The sequence below is a fragment of the Paraburkholderia sp. RL18-101-BIB-B genome (genome assembly GCF_046026985.1).
GTDB lineage: Bacteria > Pseudomonadota > Gammaproteobacteria > Burkholderiales > Burkholderiaceae > Paraburkholderia.
In genome coordinates this window covers 121031-138245 of the sequence record NZ_JARESV010000001.1, presented here as the reverse complement: position 1 = coordinate 138245, position 17215 = coordinate 121031, and the positions used below count along the sequence as shown (strand labels likewise).

Below are 17215 nucleotides of genomic sequence, written 5' to 3'. Positions count from 1 at the left end.
GGGAGTTGATCATGCAAGCAAAGAACGAAGAAGCCGTCACGCACTTGCTGAACGATGTCGTCGAATTTGCGCGAGGGCGCCTGCCCGAGCCAACCTTCAAGGTCGTCGAGACCTTTCTGCGGCACTACTACGATTTCGTCGACGCCGACGATCTGCAAAGCCGCTCGATTGCCGATCTTTACGGCGCGGCGCTCGCGCACTGGCAAACGGCGCAACGCTTCGTGCCCGGTGCCGAACGGCTGCGCGTCTATAACCCGATTCTCGAACAGCACGGCTGGCACTCCGATCACACGGTGATCGAGATCGTCAATGACGACATGCCGTTTCTGGTCGATTCCGTCTCGATGGCGGTCAACCGGCAGGGCCTCGCGCTGCATTCCGTCGTGCATCCGGTGTTTCGCATCTGGCGTGCGCCCGACGGCAGTATCGCGCGGCTGATCCAGGGTGCCGAAGAAGCGACCGATACGCGCTCGCAGTTGACCTCGTTCATCCACTTCGAGGTGGACCGTTGCGGCGATGCCGCAAAACTCGACGCGCTGCGTGACGAAATCGCCAAGGTGTTGCGCGACGTGCGGGCGGCCGTCGAAGACTGGCCGAAGATCGTCGAACTCGCGCGCGTCACGATCAAAGGCATGAAAGCCGGCGAGGGCGGACCAGAAGGTCTGGAAGCACGCGCGTTCCTCGAATGGATGGTGGCCGATCATTTCACCTTTCTCGGCCAGCGCGATTACGAACTGGTGCAGCACGATATCGGCTACGGCCTGCGCGCGGTGCCGGGTTCGGGTCTGGGCATTCTGCGCGATGCATTGCGGCCCGCCGGCGCCGCCGAGATCACACCCTTGCCGCCGGCCGCGGCTGAGATCATTTCCGGTTCGTCGCCGATCTTTCTGACCAAGGCCAATTCGCGGGCTACCGTGCACCGGCCGGGCTATCTGGACTATGTCGGCATCAAGATGGCCGGCCCTGACGGCAAGGTGACCGGCGAGCGGCGTTTCATCGGTCTCTATACATCCACGGCGTATTTCGTGTCCGCCGCGGAGATTCCGATCGTGCGGCGCAAATGCGCGAATATCGTGAGACGAGCCGGATTCCTGCCAAAAGGTCATCTCGCGAAATCGCTGGTCACGGTGCTGGAAACCTATCCACGCGACGAACTCTTTCAGGCCGAAGAGAACCAGCTCTACGATATCGCGCTAGGCGTGCTGCGTTTGCAGGAGCATCAGCGCACCCGGCTGTTCGTACGGCGCGACCGCTTCGATCGTTTCGTCTCGTGCCTCGTGTTCGTGCCGCGCGACAAGTACAACACCGATCTGCGCCAGCGCATCGCCAATCTGCTGGCCGACGCGTTCAACGGCGAGAGTGTCGAGTTCACGCCGCTGCTGTCGGAGTCCACGCTGGCGCGCATTCACTTCGTCGTGCACGCGAAGCCGGGCGGCATGCCCAACGTCGAAACGCGCGAACTGGAAGCGCGGCTCGTGCAGGTCTCACGCCGCTGGCAGGACGATCTCGCCGATGCGTTGCTCGACGCCTTCGGCGAAGAGCAGGGCAACCGTCTGCTGCAACACTACGGCGATTCGTTCCCCGCCGGCTATCGCGACGATTATCCCGCCCGCACGGCGGTGCGCGATATCGAACTGATCGAACGCGTGCAAGGCAGCGAGCGGCTCGCCATGAACCTGTACCGCCCGATCGAATCGGGCCCGCGCGCGTTTCGCTTCAAGGTGTATCGCGCGGGTTTGCCGATCGCCTTGTCGCGCAGTTTGCCGATGCTCGAACATCTCGGCGTGCGTGTCGATGAAGAGCGGCCCTATCTGATCGAGGCGCTGGGCGCGACGCCCGCGTGGATTCACGACTTCGGCCTCGAACTCGCGGACGACGCGGAGTTCGACATCGAGCGCGTGAAGGATCTCTTCGAAGAAGCGTTCGAGCAGGTGTGGACCGGCGCGATTGAAAGCGACGATTTCAATCGGCTCGTGTTGCGCGCGCAATTGAATGCGCGCGAGGTGACGATCCTGCGCGCGTACGCGAAGTATTTGCGGCAGGTGGGCTCGACCTTCAGCGACGCGTACATCGAACGCGCGGTGACCGGCAATCCGGCGATAGCGCGCATGCTGGTGGAACTGTTCATCGCGCGCTTCGATCCGGTATTGGGCGAGACGCGCGAGGCGCGCGTCGACGGCTGGCTGCGCTCGATCGACAGCGCGCTCGACCAGGTGCCGAATCTCGACGAAGACCGCATACTGCGGCAATTTCTCGGCGTCATCAAAGCCACCAAGCGGACGAACTACTATCGCTTCGATGCAGACGGACATCCAAAGCCGTATCTGTCCTTCAAGTTCGATCCCGCGCAGGTGCCCGGCTTGCCCGAGCCGAAACCGATGTTCGAAATCTGGGTGTACTCGCCGCGCGTGGAAGGCGTGCATTTGCGCGGCGGACGCGTGGCGCGCGGCGGCCTGCGCTGGTCGGACCGGCGCGAGGACTTCCGCACGGAAGTGCTCGGCCTGATGAAGGCGCAGATGGTGAAGAACGTGGTGATCGTGCCGGTCGGTTCGAAGGGCGGCTTCGTGGTGAAGAATCCGCCGCCGCAATCCGAACGCGACGCATGGATGCGTGAAGGCATTGCCTGCTATCAGACTTTCCTGCGCGGCCTGCTCGACCTGACCGACAATCTTGCCGTCACGAGAGTGGTGCCGCCGCCCGACGTGGTGCGCCACGATCCCGACGATCCCTATCTGGTGGTCGCCGCCGACAAAGGCACGGCCACGTTCTCCGACTACGCGAACGCGATCTCGCAGGAATACGGTTTCTGGCTCGACGACGCTTTTGCATCGGGCGGCTCGGTCGGCTATGACCACAAGAAAATGGCCATCACCGCGCGCGGTGCATGGGAGTCGGTCAAACGGCACTTCCGCGAAATGGGCGTGGATACGCAGACCATGGACTTCACGGTGGTCGGCGTGGGCGATATGTCGGGCGACGTGTTCGGCAACGGCATGCTGTTGTCGCCGCATATCAAGCTGGTGGCCGCGTTCGACCATCGGCATATCTTTCTCGATCCGAATCCCGATCCGGCGGCCAGTCTTGCCGAGCGCGGGCGCCTGTTCGTTCTCGACCGCTCGAGTTGGGCCGACTACGACCCTTCGCTGATCTCGGCGGGCGGCGGCGTGTTTCCGCGCAGCGCCAAGACCATTCCTCTTTCGCCGGCGGTGCAGTCGGTGCTCGGCATCAGCGCGCCGGCGCTCGCGCCCGCTGAATTGATGCGCGCGATACTGCAGGCGCCGGTCGATCTGCTGTACAACGGCGGCATCGGCACCTATGTGAAGGCGAGCCGCGAAACGCATCTGCAAGTCGGCGACCGCGCCAACGACGCGATCCGTGTCAACGGCGCCGATCTGCATTGCAAGGTCGTGGCCGAAGGCGGCAATCTCGGTCTCACGCAGCTCGGGCGCATCGAGTTCGCGCAGCGCGGCGGCCGGATCAATACCGACGCGATCGACAACTCCGCGGGTGTGGACTGCTCGGACCACGAGGTCAACATCAAGATTCTGTTGGGGCTCGTCGTCTCCGATGGCGAAATGACGGAGAAGCAACGCAACGCACTGCTCGCCGAAATGACCGACGAAGTCGGCTTGCTCGTGTTGCAGGACAACTACTACCAGACGCAGGCGCTGTCGATTGCGGGCCGCTACGGCGTCGAATTGCTCGATGCGGAAGCGCGCCTGATGCGCTACCTCGAACGTGCGGGGCGTCTGAATCGCGTGATCGAGTTTCTGCCGACCGACGAAGAAGTCGCCGAACGGCAGGCCGCAAAACAAGGGCTCACCACGCCGGAGCGCGCCGTGCTGCTCGCCTACAGCAAGATGTGGCTGTACGACGCGCTGCTCGAATCGTCGATACCGGAAGACCCGCTCGTCAGCGACATGCTGGTCGAATACTTTCCGAAGCCGTTGCGGCAGCGCTTCAGCGAGCCGATGCAGCGCCACCCGCTGCGCCGCGAAATTCTCGCGACGCATCTGACCAACGCGTTGGTGAATCGGGTGGGTTGCGAGTTCGTGCACCGGTTGATGGAGGAAACCGACGCGCAGCCCGGCGACATCGTGCGGGCCTGCATCATGGCGCGCGACGTGTTCGATCTCGACGACGTCTGGCGCAGTATCGACGCGCTCGACAACCGCGTCGCCGACGACATCCAGGCGCGCATGTTCGTCGAAGTCGCGCGGCTCGTCGAGCGGTCCGCGCTGTGGTTCCTGCGGCAATTGCAATCGGGCGCGGTCAGCGACCGCGACGTGGCCGGCCTGCTCGCGCGTTGCCGCGACGCGGCGCAACGCCTTGCGCCGCAATGGCCTGCGCTGTTGCCGAACGCCGATCTCGAAGCGCTCTCCGAGCGGCAGCGCGTGTTCGCGGACGCCGGCGTGGATAGCGAATTGGCGGTGCGGATCGCGAGCGGCGAGATTTCGGCTGCGTTGCTCGATATCGCCGAAGTGGCGTCGACCTCCGGGCGCAGTCTCGAACTGGTGGCCGGTGTCTATTTCGCTCTCGGCACGCTGCTGAATTCCGGCTGGATCAGTGAACGCGCGGCCGCGTTGCCGGCGCCCACACACTGGGACATGCTGGCGCGAGCGACGGCACTGGCCGACATCGCGCGTCTCAAACGCGCGTTGACGACGAGCGCATTGGCCAACGCTGACGAAGCATCCACACCCGAGGCACTGGTCGAGGCATGGCGTGAGAAGCGCACCGCGCAACTGGAACGCTACGCGCGCCTCCTGGCCGATCTGCGGGCCACCGGCGGCGCGAGTCTGTCGATGCTGCTGGTGATCGTGCGTGAAATGGCGGCGCTCGAAAGGGCATAACACGGCGCAAGGCGAGGGCAGACGAACGAGGTAGAGCGCAAGCGGAGCGCGGTGCAAACAACACCCGGTTGGACGCATGCCGCCCGGCATGGCCATAATACGGGCTGTTGTTCACCGAAAGCTCTTTGCAAACTCACGGACGCCTTCCACGACGATGAAAGAAGAATCGCCGAAAGCCATTTTCTATGCGCTCGCCGCCAACCTCGGCATTGCCATCTGCAAGTTCGCGGCTGCCGCGTTCACCGGCTCCGGCTCGATGTTCGCCGAGGCCATCCACTCGACCGCCGACTGCGGCAATCAATTGCTGTTGCTCTTCGGTCTGCGTGAAGCGCGCAAGCCGGCGAGCCCGCTGCATCCCATGGGCGGCGGGCGCGAGATCAACTTCTATTCGCTGCTGGTCGCGCTTCTGCTGTTCTTTGTCGGCGGCGCGTTCTCGGTGTATGAGGGCGTGCATCGTCTGTTCGTGCACGAGCCGTTGCAGTATGCCTATGTGGCGCTGGTGGTGCTCGGCGTGTCGGTGGTGCTCGAGGCGCTCTCCTTGTGGGGCGCCCTCAAGGAAATCCGCAAGACGCATCCCGACAAAAGCATGTGGCGCTGGTTTCGGGAGACGCGCGAATCCGAACTGCTGGTGGTAGCGGGCGAGGATATCGCCGCGCTGGCGGGCCTGGCGATGGCCTTCGTGGCCGTGCTGCTCACCATGATGACCGGCAATCCTGTCTACGACGCGTTGGGTTCCATCGGCGTCGGCTTGCTGCTGATGCTGATTGCGTGGCTGGTGGCGCGTGAAGTGAAGTCGATGATCGTCGGCGAATCGGCAAGCCCCGAAGTGCGGCGCGCCATCGAGGCGCATCTGCGCGGGCGCACCGAGATTCGCAGCATTATCAATATGATTACGCTGCAATGGGGCCGTCATGTGGTCGTGGCCGTGCAGGCGGAAATGATCGACTACGCGAGCGGCCGCGCGATGGTCGATGCGATCAACGTGATCGAAGCGGACTTGCAGGCCACGTTCCCGCAAGTCCGCTGGGTGTTTTTCGAACCCGAGGTGCCGCGCATTTGAGCGGCACGTGCGTCGCTTACTGGAACCCGGCCACCGCGTGCGGCACGTACAGTTCTTCAAGCTGGCGGATTTCGTCCGCGCTCAGGTTCAAGGAGAGCGCGGCCACCGCGTCGTCGAGATGATGCAGCTTGGTCGCTCCGACGATTGGCGCGGTGATCGGCTTCTTCTGCAACACCCACGCCAGCGCCACTTGGGCATGCGGCACGCCGCGCTCCCTGGCGATCTGGCTGACCCGTTCGACGATCCGCCGATCCGCGTCTTCCGTCTGCGCATAGAGCGTGCGGCCGAATTCATCGGTCTCGGAGCGTGCGCTTTCGGTGTTCCAGTCGCGCGTCAGGCGGCCGCGCGCGAGCGGGCTCCACGGAATCACGCCGATACCTTCGCTTTCGCACAGCGGCAGCATTTCGCGCTCTTCTTCGCGATATAGCAGATTCACGTAGTTCTGCATCGTCACGAAGCGCGTCCAGCCGTTCTTCTCAGCCACATGCAACGCCTTGGCGAACTGCCAGGCATACATGGACGATGCACCGATGTAGCGCGCCTTGCCGGCCTTCACGACATCGTGCAGCGCTTCCATGGTTTCTTCGATCGGCGTGCCGTAGTCCCAGCGATGGATCTGGTACAGGTCCACGTAGTCCGTGCCGAGGCGTCTGAGGCTGTGGTCGATCTCGGACATGATCGCCTTGCGCGACAGGCCGGCGCCGTTCGGGCCCGGATGCATGCGGCTATTCACCTTGGTGGCCAGCACGATCTCGTCGCGCTTCGCAAAGTCCTTGAGCGCCCGGCCGACGATTTCCTCGCTCGTACCGTCGGAATAGACGTTGGCGGTGTCGAAGAAATTGATGCCGTGATCGAGCGCCTGTTTGATGAAGGGGCGCGCGGCCTCATCGTCGAGCGACCAGGGATGCGTGCCGCGAGACGGCACGCCGTAGCTCATGCAGCCGAGACAAAGACGCGATACATCAAGGCCGGTGCGGCCGAGTTTCACATAGTCCATCGTGGTGCTCCTGTTGTGAAGTGCACAAAGGCGGTGCGCTGGGGACTATTGATTATAAGAAAACGCCGAAGAAAGCGTGCTGAACCGATTCGCATGGTTTTGCCCTACTGCGTTCAGAAACGTCGATCGATACCGCATCGTGTAGTGGAAAATAATTTCTTCGCACCTATACTTCTTCCGGCTTGAAAGCAGCACTTTCTCCCAACCTGCATCACAAGCAAAAAAAGGAAGATCACGATGCTGACTCGCTCAATCGGCGCCGTCTGCGCCATTACCCTCGCGGCTTGCGCGGCCTTTTCGTCCGGACCGGCCAGTGCGGACGACAACGACGGTTTCTCGCACGGCGACGGCGGCTCGCGCGGGCAGCCCGTCAAGGTGATGATCATTTCGATGTTCGGGCCGGAGGGGCAGGTATGGCTCGATAACCTCGGACCCTGGCGCGAGATTGCGGTGGACGGCTTGTCGCCCGATTACCCCACCGTCCATTGCAACAAGCAGGACGTGTGCGTGATGACCACCGGCATGGGGCATAGCAACGCCGCTGCGTCGATCATGGCGCTGACGTTCTCGCCGCGTTTCGATTTGCGGCATACGTACTTCATGGTCGCCGGCATTGCCGGGATCGATCCGCAGCAGGGCACGGTGGGCTCCGCCGCGTGGGCGAATTATCTGGTCGACTTCGGGATTCAATGGGAGATCGACGGGCGCGAGATTCCGCCCGGCTGGGATACCGGCTACCTTGGCATCAACACCACGAGTCCTTCGGCCAAGCCGCCGCTCGACTACCGCACCGAAGTGTTCCAGTTGAACCCCCGGCTCGCGCATACGGCGTTCGCCTTGTCTCGCAACGTGACGCTTTCCGATAACCCGCAGGCTCAGGCTGCACGGGCGAAGTACTCGTACGCACCAGCCAATCGGCCGCCGACTGTCATTCAATGCGATACGCTGGCCGGTGATACGTGGTGGTCAGGCACGCTCCTCGGCCAGAGAGCCCGCGACTGGACCAAGATTCTGACCGATGGAAAGGGCGTCTACTGCACCACGCAGCAGGAGGACAACGCCACTTACGAGGCGCTCAAGCGCGCGGCTTCAGTCCATAAAGTCGATTTGAATCGCGTTGCCGTGTTGCGGGCGGGCTCCGATTTCGACCGGCCCTACGACGGGCAGACGAGTGCGGACAACTTGCTGAACTATGCCGCGCAAGGCGGCTTTACGATCGCCATCCAGAACCTGTTTCTCTCGGGCAATCCGCTCGTGCAGGATATCTCCACACACTGGGGCGAGTGGCGCGACGGCGTGCCGAGGCGCTAGGTCTTTGCAAATGCGACTGTGCCCGCGGACCGGGTCCGCGGGCACTTGCTGCTACTTTCGACACTTAGTGTTGCGGCGCGCGGTACGGCGTCCACACAGGGGTGTCGGTATCCCAATGGTCGAGTTCCGAGGGTGTCATGATGAGCTCCTTTTTGAAGAGTGCATGAATGGCGCCGCAACGACTATTTCTTTTGGAAACCGAATCATTGCGGCAAGCTGGTTTTACTGTCCGTTGGCCACACGCGTGACGTCGCCGCTCGTATCTTCCTGCAGCGCGATGCGTTCGGCCTGGGTTTGACCGATCAGGCCTTTGTTCGGATACGTCGTGCGATTCAGTGCGGGCAGCGAGCCGTCGCGATAGGCCGCGACGAGTTCGGCCTTCACTTCTTCACGCGTCTTCGCGCTGGCGGTCGGGGTCGGCAGCGTTTCATAAGTGCCGGCGCGGCCAATGCCGCCGCTGCTGCTTTGTGCAAACACCGGTGCGCTCACGAGCAGCGAAAGAGCCAGACCTGCTAAGAGATTGCGTTTCATGATTCACTCCTGTCGATTCGTTTGCAGCACGAGCGGCGCTGCGACAGGGTGAAATGTAGACTTTGAGGCAGTGTGGATAAATCGCGCTTTCGCGAAATGAATTGTCGCGATTTCGGAACAATCGCGCTAACGCCTCGTGAAACGCCTTGCCGGCGTTGTCGCAAATGAAAACCGCGGCATTAGAGCCGCGGTTGGAATTCACTGTTCCAGATTCTGTCCTTCAACTCGCGCGTATCAAGCGACCCATTCCGTTATTACCGGCGTGTCGAGCATCGGAGCAGACTCTCGTTCTTCGAAAGTGCGCTTCGTACACGTTGCGTCGAGACTGCCACGTCCACTCAATAACGGACAACGGTCGAACAGCTCCGCGATCCAGTCTACGAAAACGCGGACTTTAGGCGACAGATGCCGGCTGTGCGGATAGACTGCGGAAATTGGCATCGGCAAAGGTTTCAGCTCCGGCAGTACTTCCACCAGTTGGCCCGAACGCAGATGCGGCAGCACCATGAAGAGCGCAGGCTGAATCAGGCCGAAGCCTTCCAACCCGCAAGTCACGTAGGCGTCCGCGTCGTTCACCGAGACGATGCTCTTCATTTTCACTTCGACTTCTTTGCCATCAACCATGAAGGCCCAATCGATCGTGCGCCCCGTGCGGCTCGAAAAGTAATTGACTGCTTTGTGATTCTCCAGGTCGTCGAGCGAAGTCGGCATGCCCGCGCGCTCGATGTAATCGGGGGCCGCGCAGGTCACGCCCTCGAACAAACCGATCCGACGCGCCACCAGCGAGGAATCCTGTAGCGCGCCGACCCGCACCACGCAATCCACGCCTTCCTGCAGCAGGTCAACCGGCCGGTCCGTCAGGCCGAGTTGCAGGTCGATGTCCGGATAGCGCGTGTGGAATTCACACAGCGAAGGAATCACCAGCAAGCGGCCGATCGACCCCGGCATGTCGATGCGCAGCTTGCCGTGCGGCTTTTTATTGCCGCTCTGAAAACTGGCCTCGGTCTCTTCGACGTCCGCGAGAATGCGCACGCAGCGTTCGTAGTACGCCGCGCCGTCCGGCGTGAGCGACAAACGGCGCGTGGTCCGATGCATCAGACGCGTGCCGAGGAACGCTTCGAGGTTCTGAATAATCGTGGTGACCGATGCGCGCGGCAGGTCGAGCGTTTCCGCTGCGCGGGTAAAGCTGTTGGTGTCGACGACACGCGTGAACACTTGCATGGCCTGAAGCCGGTCCATTGCAGACCTCCAATAGGGGCTGGCGCACTGAGCAGGAATGGACTCCACCGCGAATCCGCAGACAATCGCATTCGATTGTTCAGGGGCGCCGAATTGTGTTGCCGGATTATAGGCATTTATTTACGAGTCTGCCGAACCCACAATTCGCACCATTGAAGTTCTATGCGCATTGCGCGGCTCGACATGCAAGCATTTAAACCGCCGTACTCCTTTGTGCCCGCCGGCAGCAGCCCGGCAGAGGCCGACAGCACGGCACTCGAAGTCACTGACGTGCAGATCGAAGGGCACGCGCAGGACATCACGTTGCGTCTGTACCGGCAGGAAAAGAAAACCGCACTGCCGGTACTGCTTTATTTCCACGGTGGTGGATTTACGAAGGGATCGATCGACCAGGCCGACTTCGCCTCGCGGTATTTCGCAGAACACTTACCGGCCCTGGTCGTATCGGTCGATTACTCGCTGGCGCCGCAGTTTCCGTTTCCCGCCGCGCCTGAAGACGCGCACCGCGCGGCGCTGTGGGTGCAAACGCGGGCGCGTGCGTTCGGCGGCAACAGCAAGAAGGTCGGCGTAGCCGGCCACGATGCGGGCGGGCAATTGGCCAATTGCCTCGCTTTCATCGCGCGGGATCGCGGTGACGTGCGCATTTCCGCGCAGGCGCTGTTCGGGCCGATGCTCGATCCGAGCCTCACGCGTCTGGGCGACGAAAAGCGCCTCGGCTCGGACATCACCGCGAAAGAGTGCGCGGCGTGTTATCGCGCGTATCTGCCGCAAGCGTCGCAGCGCATGCATCCGTATGCCGCGCCGCTCGAATCGTCGCGGCTCGCGGGCCTGCCGGCCACGCTGATCGCGACGGCGCAAAACGACGTGCTGCATGTGGAAGCGGAGAAATACGCCAGCAGTCTGATCGACGCCGGCGTGCTGACCCAGGTGGTCCGCTATCCGAGTGTCTCGCATGCCGCGTTGGCCGATCATCCGCCCGCTTTGCAGGAAGCGGTGCGATTTTTTCAGTGGCGCTTCGATGCGCGCGCCCATCGCTGAAACAGAAATAAGCAGAACTTTAATCAACGATCTCGGGAGCTTCACATGACTATCCTTCCTCTTTCCCGTCGCCGTGTGGCGATTGCCGCACTCGCCGTCATCGTCGTGGCCGGGCTGGGCACGTTCGGCGCGATTCGCGTGGACGCGAGCTCGCCCGCCGCGCCGACCATCGTGCCGGAAGTCGATGTGGCCACGGTGGTGCAAAAAACGATCACCGACTGGCAGAGCTATTCGGGCCGTCTCGAAGCCGTCGAGAAAGTGGACGTGCGTTCGCAGGTGCCGGGCACGATCGTGTCCGTCAACTTCAAGGACGGTGCACTCGTGAAGAAAGGCGACACGCTGTTCGTGATCGACCCGCGTCCGTACGCCGCCGAAGTGGATCGCGCCGAAGCGCAGCTCGCCGCCGCGCAGGCGCGCACGGGCTACACGCAAAGCGATTGGGAGCGCGCACAGCGTCTTATCACCGATAACGCGATCGCCAAGCGTGACTATGACGAGAAGCAGAACGCCGCGCGTGAAGCGAGTGCCAACCTGAAGGCCGCGCAAGCCGCGCTCGAAACCGCCCGCATCAATCTCGGCTACACGAAGATTGTCGCGCCGGTTTCGGGCCGCGTGTCGCGCGCGGAAATCACGGTGGGCAACGTGATCTCGGCGGGCGCGACCGCGGCGCCGCTGACCACGCTGGTGTCGGTGTCGCCGATCTACGCATCGTTCGACGCGGACGAACAAACCTACCTGCAATACCTGAGCCGCGCGAAAGACGGCAGCAAGGTGCCGGTGGAACTCGGTCTCGCGGATGAAAGCGGCTACTCGCGCAGCGGCGTGATCGAGTCGGTGGACAATCGCCTCGACACGTCGTCGGGCACGATCCGCGTGCGTGCGCGTTTCGATAACCAGGACGGCGCGCTGATTCCTGGCTTGTATGCGCGCGTGAAAGTGGGCGGCAGCGAACCGCATCCGGCGCTGTTGATCGACGACGCCGCGGTGGGCACCGATCAGGACAAGAAGTTCGTGCTGGTGGTCGATCAGGGCAATCACGTCGTGTATCGCTCGATCGACGTGGGCGGCATGCAGGGCAATCTGCGCGTGGTGAAGGGCGGCCTGAAAGCGACTGACCGGATCGTCGTGAACGGCATCCAGCGTGTGCGTCCGGGCGATTCGGTGCGCGCACATATGGTGCCGATGACGACGGATGACGATCCGAACAGCGCACCGCTCGCACAGAAGCCGACGCAACCGCAGTCGCAGCCGCAATCGCAGGCCCAATCGCAGACGCGCACCAAAGCGGACAAGAATTCGTGAGCCTCGCGCGCCGCGGCCCGACTGCGCGGCGCATGCTCCAACGTTAAGAGCTTCCCATGAACATATCCAAATTCTTCATCGATCGGCCGATCTTTGCCGGCGTGTTGTCGGTATTGATCCTGCTGGGCGGCATCATTGCGCTCTTCAAGCTGCCGATTTCGGAGTACCCGGAAGTGGTCCCGCCTTCGGTGGTGGTACACGCGCAATATCCGGGCGCCAATCCGAAAGTGATCGCCGAAGCGGTCGCGGCGCCGCTCGAAGAGCAGATCAACGGCGTCGAGAACATGCTGTACATGCAGTCGCAGGCGAATAGCGACGGCAATCTCACGCTCACGGTGACCTTCAAGCTCGGCACCAATCCGGACCTCGCGACGCAGCTCGTGCAGAACCGCGTCAACCAGGCGCTGCCGCGTCTGCCGGAAGACGTGCAGCGCCTCGGCGTCACGACGATCAAGAGCTCGCCCACGCTCACCATGGTGGTCCACCTGATCTCGCCGAACAATCGCTACGACATGACGTATCTGCGCAACTACGCGCTGCTGAACGTCAAGGACCGCCTTGCACGGATTCAGGGCGTCGGCGAAGTGCAGTTGTGGGGTTCGGGCGACTACGCGATGCGCGTCTGGCTCGATCCGCAGAAAGTGGCGCAGCGCGGTTTGACGGCGACCGAAGTGGTCAATGCGATCCGTGAGCAGAACATTCAGGTGGCGGCCGGTGTGATCGGCGCATCGCCTTCGGTGCCGGGCACGCAATTGCAGCTGTCGGTGAATGCGCGCGGCCGTCTGAGGACTGAGGGCGAATTCGGCGACATCATCGTCAAGACCACGCCGGACGGCGGCGTGACCTATCTGAAAGATATTGCGCGGATCGAACTCGCAGCGTCGGAATACGGCCTGCGTTCGCTGCTCGATAACAAGCCGGCTGTGGCGCTCGCCATCAACCAGGCGCCGGGCGCGAACTCGCTCGCGATTTCCGATCAGGTGCGCTCCGCGATGAAGGAACTCGCGGAAGACATGCCGGCGGGCGTCGAATACAAGATCGTCTACGACCCGACGCAGTTCGTGCGCTCGAGTATCGAGGCGGTCGTGCATACGCTGCTCGAAGCGATTGCGCTGGTGGTGATCGTCGTGATCGTATTCCTGCAGACGTGGCGTGCTTCGATCATTCCGTTGATTGCTGTGCCGGTGTCGATCGTCGGGACGTTCTCGTTGCTGCTCGCGTTCGGGTTTTCGATCAACGCGTTGTCATTGTTCGGCATGGTGCTCGCCATCGGGATCGTGGTGGACGATGCGATCGTGGTGGTGGAGAACGTCGAGCGGAATATCGAAAACGGGCTGAGTGCGCGCGACGCGACCTATAAGGCGATGCAGGAAGTGAGCGGGCCGATTATCGCTATCGCGCTGACACTCGTCGCCGTGTTCGTGCCGCTCGCGTTCATGACCGGTTTGACGGGCCAGTTCTACAAGCAGTTTGCGATGACCATCGCGATTTCGACGGTGATCTCGGCGTTCAATTCGCTGACCTTGTCGCCGGCGTTGTCCGCGATGCTGTTGCGCAGCCACGGCGCCAAGGAAGACTTCCTGACGCGTGTGATGAATCGCCTGCTGGGCGGTTTCTTCAAGCGTTTCAACAAGGTCTTTCATCGCGGTTCGACGGAGTATGGCCGCGGCGTGACCGGCGTGCTGCGCCGTAAGGGCGCGATGCTCGCGGTGTACGCGATTCTGCTGGGCGCGACCGTGCTGATCTCGCGCGTCGTGCCGGGCGGCTTCGTGCCGGCGCAGGACAAGGAGTACCTGATTGCCTTCGCGCAATTGCCGAACGGTGCGTCGCTGGATCGCACGGAGAAAGTGATTCGCGACATGAGCTCGATTGCGCTGAAGCAGCCCGGCGTGGAGAGCGCGGTGGCGTTCCCGGGTCTGTCGGTGAATGGCTTCACGAATAGCTCGAGCGCGGGCATCGTGTTCGTCACGCTCAAGCCCTTCAAGGATCGTGGCAACAAGAAACTCTCGGCCGGTGCGATTGCCGGTGCGCTGAACCAGCAATACGGTGCGATCAAGGATTCGTTCGTCGCGGTGTTCCCACCGCCACCCGTGCTCGGTCTCGGCACGCTCGGCGGCTTCAAGATGCAGCTGGAGGATCACGGCGCGCTCGGTTACGCGGAGTTGAACAAGGCAGCGGAGGCGTTCGTGAAGAAGGCCGCGCAGACGCCTGAACTCGGCCCGACCTTCTCGAGCTATCAGATCAACGTGCCGCAATTGAACGTCGACCTGGATCGCGTGAAGGCCAAGCAACTCGGCGTGCCAGTCACGGACGTGTTCAACACGATGCAGATTTATCTCGGCTCGCTGTATGTGAACGACTTCAACCGCTTCGGCCGCGTGTATCAGGTGCGGGTGCAGGCGGACGCGCCGTTCCGTCAACGCGCCGACGACATCCTGCAACTGAAGACGCGCAACGCCGCGGGCGATATGGTGCCGCTGTCGTCGCTGGTGACGGTGACGCCGACGTTCGGTCCGGAAATGGTGGTGCGCTACAACGGCTATACGGCTGCCGACATCAACGGTGGACCGGCGCCAGGCTTCTCGTCGGGGCAGGCGCAAGCCGCGGCCGAACGCGTGGCGGCGGAAGTCTTGCCGCGCGGTGTGAAGCTCGAGTGGACCGATCTGACGTATCAGCAGATTCTGGCCGGCAATGCGGGCTTGTGGGTGTTCCCGATCAGCGTGCTGCTCGTGTTCCTCGTGCTCGCCGCACTGTATGAAAGTCTGACGCTGCCGCTCGCGGTGATCCTGATCGTGCCGATGAGCGTGCTGTCCGCGCTGACCGGCGTGTGGCTCACGGGGGGTGATAACAACATCTTCACGCAGATCGGTTTGATGGTGCTGGTGGGCTTGTCGGCGAAGAACGCGATTCTGATCGTCGAGTTCGCTCGCGAACTGGAGCATGACGGGCATACGCCGCTGTCGGCGGCAATCGAGGCGAGCCGCTTGCGTTTGCGGCCGATTCTGATGACGTCGATCGCTTTCATCATGGGCGTGGTGCCGCTGGTGTTGTCGAGCGGAGCTGGCTCGGAGATGCGTCATGCGATGGGGATCGCGGTGTTCTTCGGCATGCTCGGCGTCACGCTGTTCGGTCTGATGCTGACCCCTGTGTTCTATGTGGTGCTGCGTACGCTGGCGGGTGGAACGATTCACGTCGCGCAGAAAGATTCGCCGCACTATGGCTCGCCGGTGACGGACGCCTGAGGAGAAAACAATAATGAAACGCTTTGAATCTTTGAGCGGGTGGGGCCGGGCGGCTGCCAGCGGTTTGCTGGTCGCGTTGCTCGCCGCCTGCTCCCTGGAACCTACGTATAAGCGGCCGGAGGTGGATACGCCGGTTGCGTTCAAGGAAACGCCTGCGGCGTCGGCAACGTCGGCTGCTTCAGCGCCTTCGGGTGCGCCGGGTGCATCGGCGCCGGACAACGGCACGTGGAAGCAGGCCCAGCCCGCCGACGACGCGCATCGTGGCGAATGGTGGACGATTTTCGGCGACCCGCAACTCAACGCGCTCGAGGAGCAGGCAGCTGCCGCGAATCAGGACCTGAAGGCGGCCGCGGCGCGCGTGCAGCAGGCGCGTGCGGTGACGCAGGCGGCGAAGTCTGACTGGTTCCCAAAGCTCGACGCGGGCTTTGGCCCGACGCGCGAGCGCGCTTCGGCGGCGTCGCAATTCCAGCCGGATAGCGCGGGTGGCACCACCGGCACGATCTGGCGCGCGCAAACCACGGTATCGTACGAAGCGGATCTGTTCGGGCGGGTCGGCTCGAACGTGAACGCGTCGCGTGCGGACGAGCAGCAAAGCGAAGCGCTGTTCCGTTCGGTGCAACTGTCGCTGCAGGCGGACGTCGCGCAGAACTACTTCCAGTTGCGTGAGCTCGATACGGATCAGGACCTGTACCGCCGTACCGTAGCATTGCGCGAGGACACGCTGAAGCTGGTCCAGCGGCGTTTCAAGGAAGGCGATATCGGCGAGCTGGATGTATCGCGGGCCCGCAATGAACTCGCCAGTGCGCGTGCGGATGCCGTGGGCGTGGCGCGTCAGCGGGCGGCGTCGGAACATAGCCTCGCGATTCTGCTCGGCAAGCCGCCGGCGGATTTCTCGTTCGCGGAAGCGCCGCTCGCGCCGGTGACGGTGCGTGTGCCGCCGGGCTTGCCTTCGGCGTTGCTTGAACGCCGGCCGGATATTTCTGCGGCGGAGCGGGCGATGCAGGGGGCGAATGCGCGTGTCGGTCTCGCGAAGTCGGCGTTCTTCCCGAAACTCGATATCACCGGCGCGGCAGGTTTTGAATCGGCGACGCTCGGCGATCTGTTCAAGTGGTCGAGCCGCGCGTTCATTCTCGGGCCGTTTGCCGGCACGGCGTTGACGCTGCCTTTGTTCGACGGCGGCCGCCGCAAGGCGAACCTCGCGCAGGCCCGTTCGAAGTATGACGAGGACGTGGCGCAGTATCGTCAACAGGTGCTGGTGGCGTTCCGTGAGGTGGAGGACAACCTGGCTGATTTGCGTCTGCTCGACGATCAGATGCGCGAGCAGAACGATGCGGTTCAGGCCTCGCAACGGGCGGCGCATTTGTCGCGTACGCAGTACACGGAGGGCGCGGTGAGCTATCTGGACGTGATCGATGGTGAACGGCAGGTGCTGACTTCGCAACTGCAGGCGAGCCATCTGTCTGGTACACAAGCGGTGGCGACGGTCAATCTGATTCGCGCGCTGGGCGGCGGTTGGGGTGATGTGAAGGCGTCGGATACGGCGGTGGGTGCGGTTGCGCCGGGGTCTGTTCCGGTGGCGGCATCTAGTCCTGTACTCGCTTCTGCTTCTGCCCAGCAGCTAGCGAAGCAGTAAGTTTTCGAG

10 protein-coding genes are annotated in these 17215 nt (G+C 62.8%); 7 read left to right on the top strand and 3 right to left on the bottom strand.

Annotated features, from left to right (window positions below; all coding sequences use genetic code 11):
• Nucleotides 1-11: 11 nt before the first annotated feature.
• Together P0D73_RS00635 and P0D73_RS00630 are read left to right on the top strand one after the other, a co-directional pair.
• Nucleotides 12-4853: an NAD-glutamate dehydrogenase gene (locus P0D73_RS00635; RefSeq protein WP_408429036.1), complete on the top strand. Its 4842-nt coding sequence runs from the start codon at nucleotides 12-14 to the stop codon at nucleotides 4851-4853.
• Nucleotides 4854-5007: 154 nt separating this feature from the next.
• On the top strand, nucleotides 5008-5913 hold the full coding sequence (locus tag P0D73_RS00630) for a cation diffusion facilitator family transporter (RefSeq protein ID WP_408174946.1): 906 nt from the start codon (nucleotides 5008-5010) through the stop codon (nucleotides 5911-5913).
• A gap of 16 nt (nucleotides 5914-5929) precedes the next feature.
• Here P0D73_RS00630 and P0D73_RS00625 read toward each other — a convergent pair whose 3' ends face one another.
• Nucleotides 5930-6910, bottom strand: a complete 981-nt coding sequence (locus tag P0D73_RS00625; RefSeq protein WP_132377709.1) for an aldo/keto reductase — start codon at nucleotides 6908-6910, stop codon at nucleotides 5930-5932.
• A gap of 237 nt (nucleotides 6911-7147) precedes the next feature.
• Between P0D73_RS00625 and P0D73_RS00620 the strand changes: the two genes are divergently transcribed.
• Nucleotides 7148-8221, top strand: a complete 1074-nt coding sequence (locus P0D73_RS00620; protein ID WP_408174944.1) for a purine-nucleoside phosphorylase — start codon at nucleotides 7148-7150, stop codon at nucleotides 8219-8221.
• 222 nt (nucleotides 8222-8443) lie between these two features.
• Here P0D73_RS00620 and P0D73_RS00615 read toward each other — a convergent pair whose 3' ends face one another.
• On the bottom strand, nucleotides 8444-8752 hold the full coding sequence (locus P0D73_RS00615; protein ID WP_408312249.1) for a DUF4148 domain-containing protein: 309 nt from the start codon (nucleotides 8750-8752) through the stop codon (nucleotides 8444-8446).
• A gap of 234 nt (nucleotides 8753-8986) precedes the next feature.
• Complete coding sequence (locus P0D73_RS00610; RefSeq protein WP_132377706.1) at nucleotides 8987-9991, bottom strand: LysR family transcriptional regulator; 1005 nt, start codon at nucleotides 9989-9991, stop codon at nucleotides 8987-8989.
• Nucleotides 9992-10174: 183 nt separating this feature from the next.
• Between P0D73_RS00610 and P0D73_RS00605 the strand changes: the two genes are divergently transcribed.
• Genes P0D73_RS00605 through P0D73_RS00590 form a run of 4 tightly spaced genes read left to right on the top strand, consistent with a single transcriptional unit; the run spans nucleotide 10175 to nucleotide 17206 of the window.
• A complete protein-coding gene (locus tag P0D73_RS00605) occupies nucleotides 10175-11029 on the top strand; it encodes an alpha/beta hydrolase (RefSeq protein ID WP_408281156.1) in 855 nt (284 codons plus the stop codon).
• 45 nt (nucleotides 11030-11074) lie between these two features.
• Nucleotides 11075-12331 carry an efflux RND transporter periplasmic adaptor subunit gene (locus P0D73_RS00600; RefSeq protein WP_408429032.1) on the top strand — a complete coding sequence of 419 codons (1257 nt, stop codon included), beginning with the start codon at nucleotides 11075-11077 and terminating at the stop codon, nucleotides 12329-12331.
• 56 nt (nucleotides 12332-12387) lie between these two features.
• Nucleotides 12388-15573: an efflux RND transporter permease subunit gene (locus P0D73_RS00595; protein ID WP_132377703.1), complete on the top strand. Its 3186-nt coding sequence runs from the start codon at nucleotides 12388-12390 to the stop codon at nucleotides 15571-15573.
• 13 nt (nucleotides 15574-15586) lie between these two features.
• Complete coding sequence (locus P0D73_RS00590) at nucleotides 15587-17206, top strand: efflux transporter outer membrane subunit (protein ID WP_408429029.1); 1620 nt, start codon at nucleotides 15587-15589, stop codon at nucleotides 17204-17206.
• Nucleotides 17207-17215 lie beyond the last annotated feature (9 nt).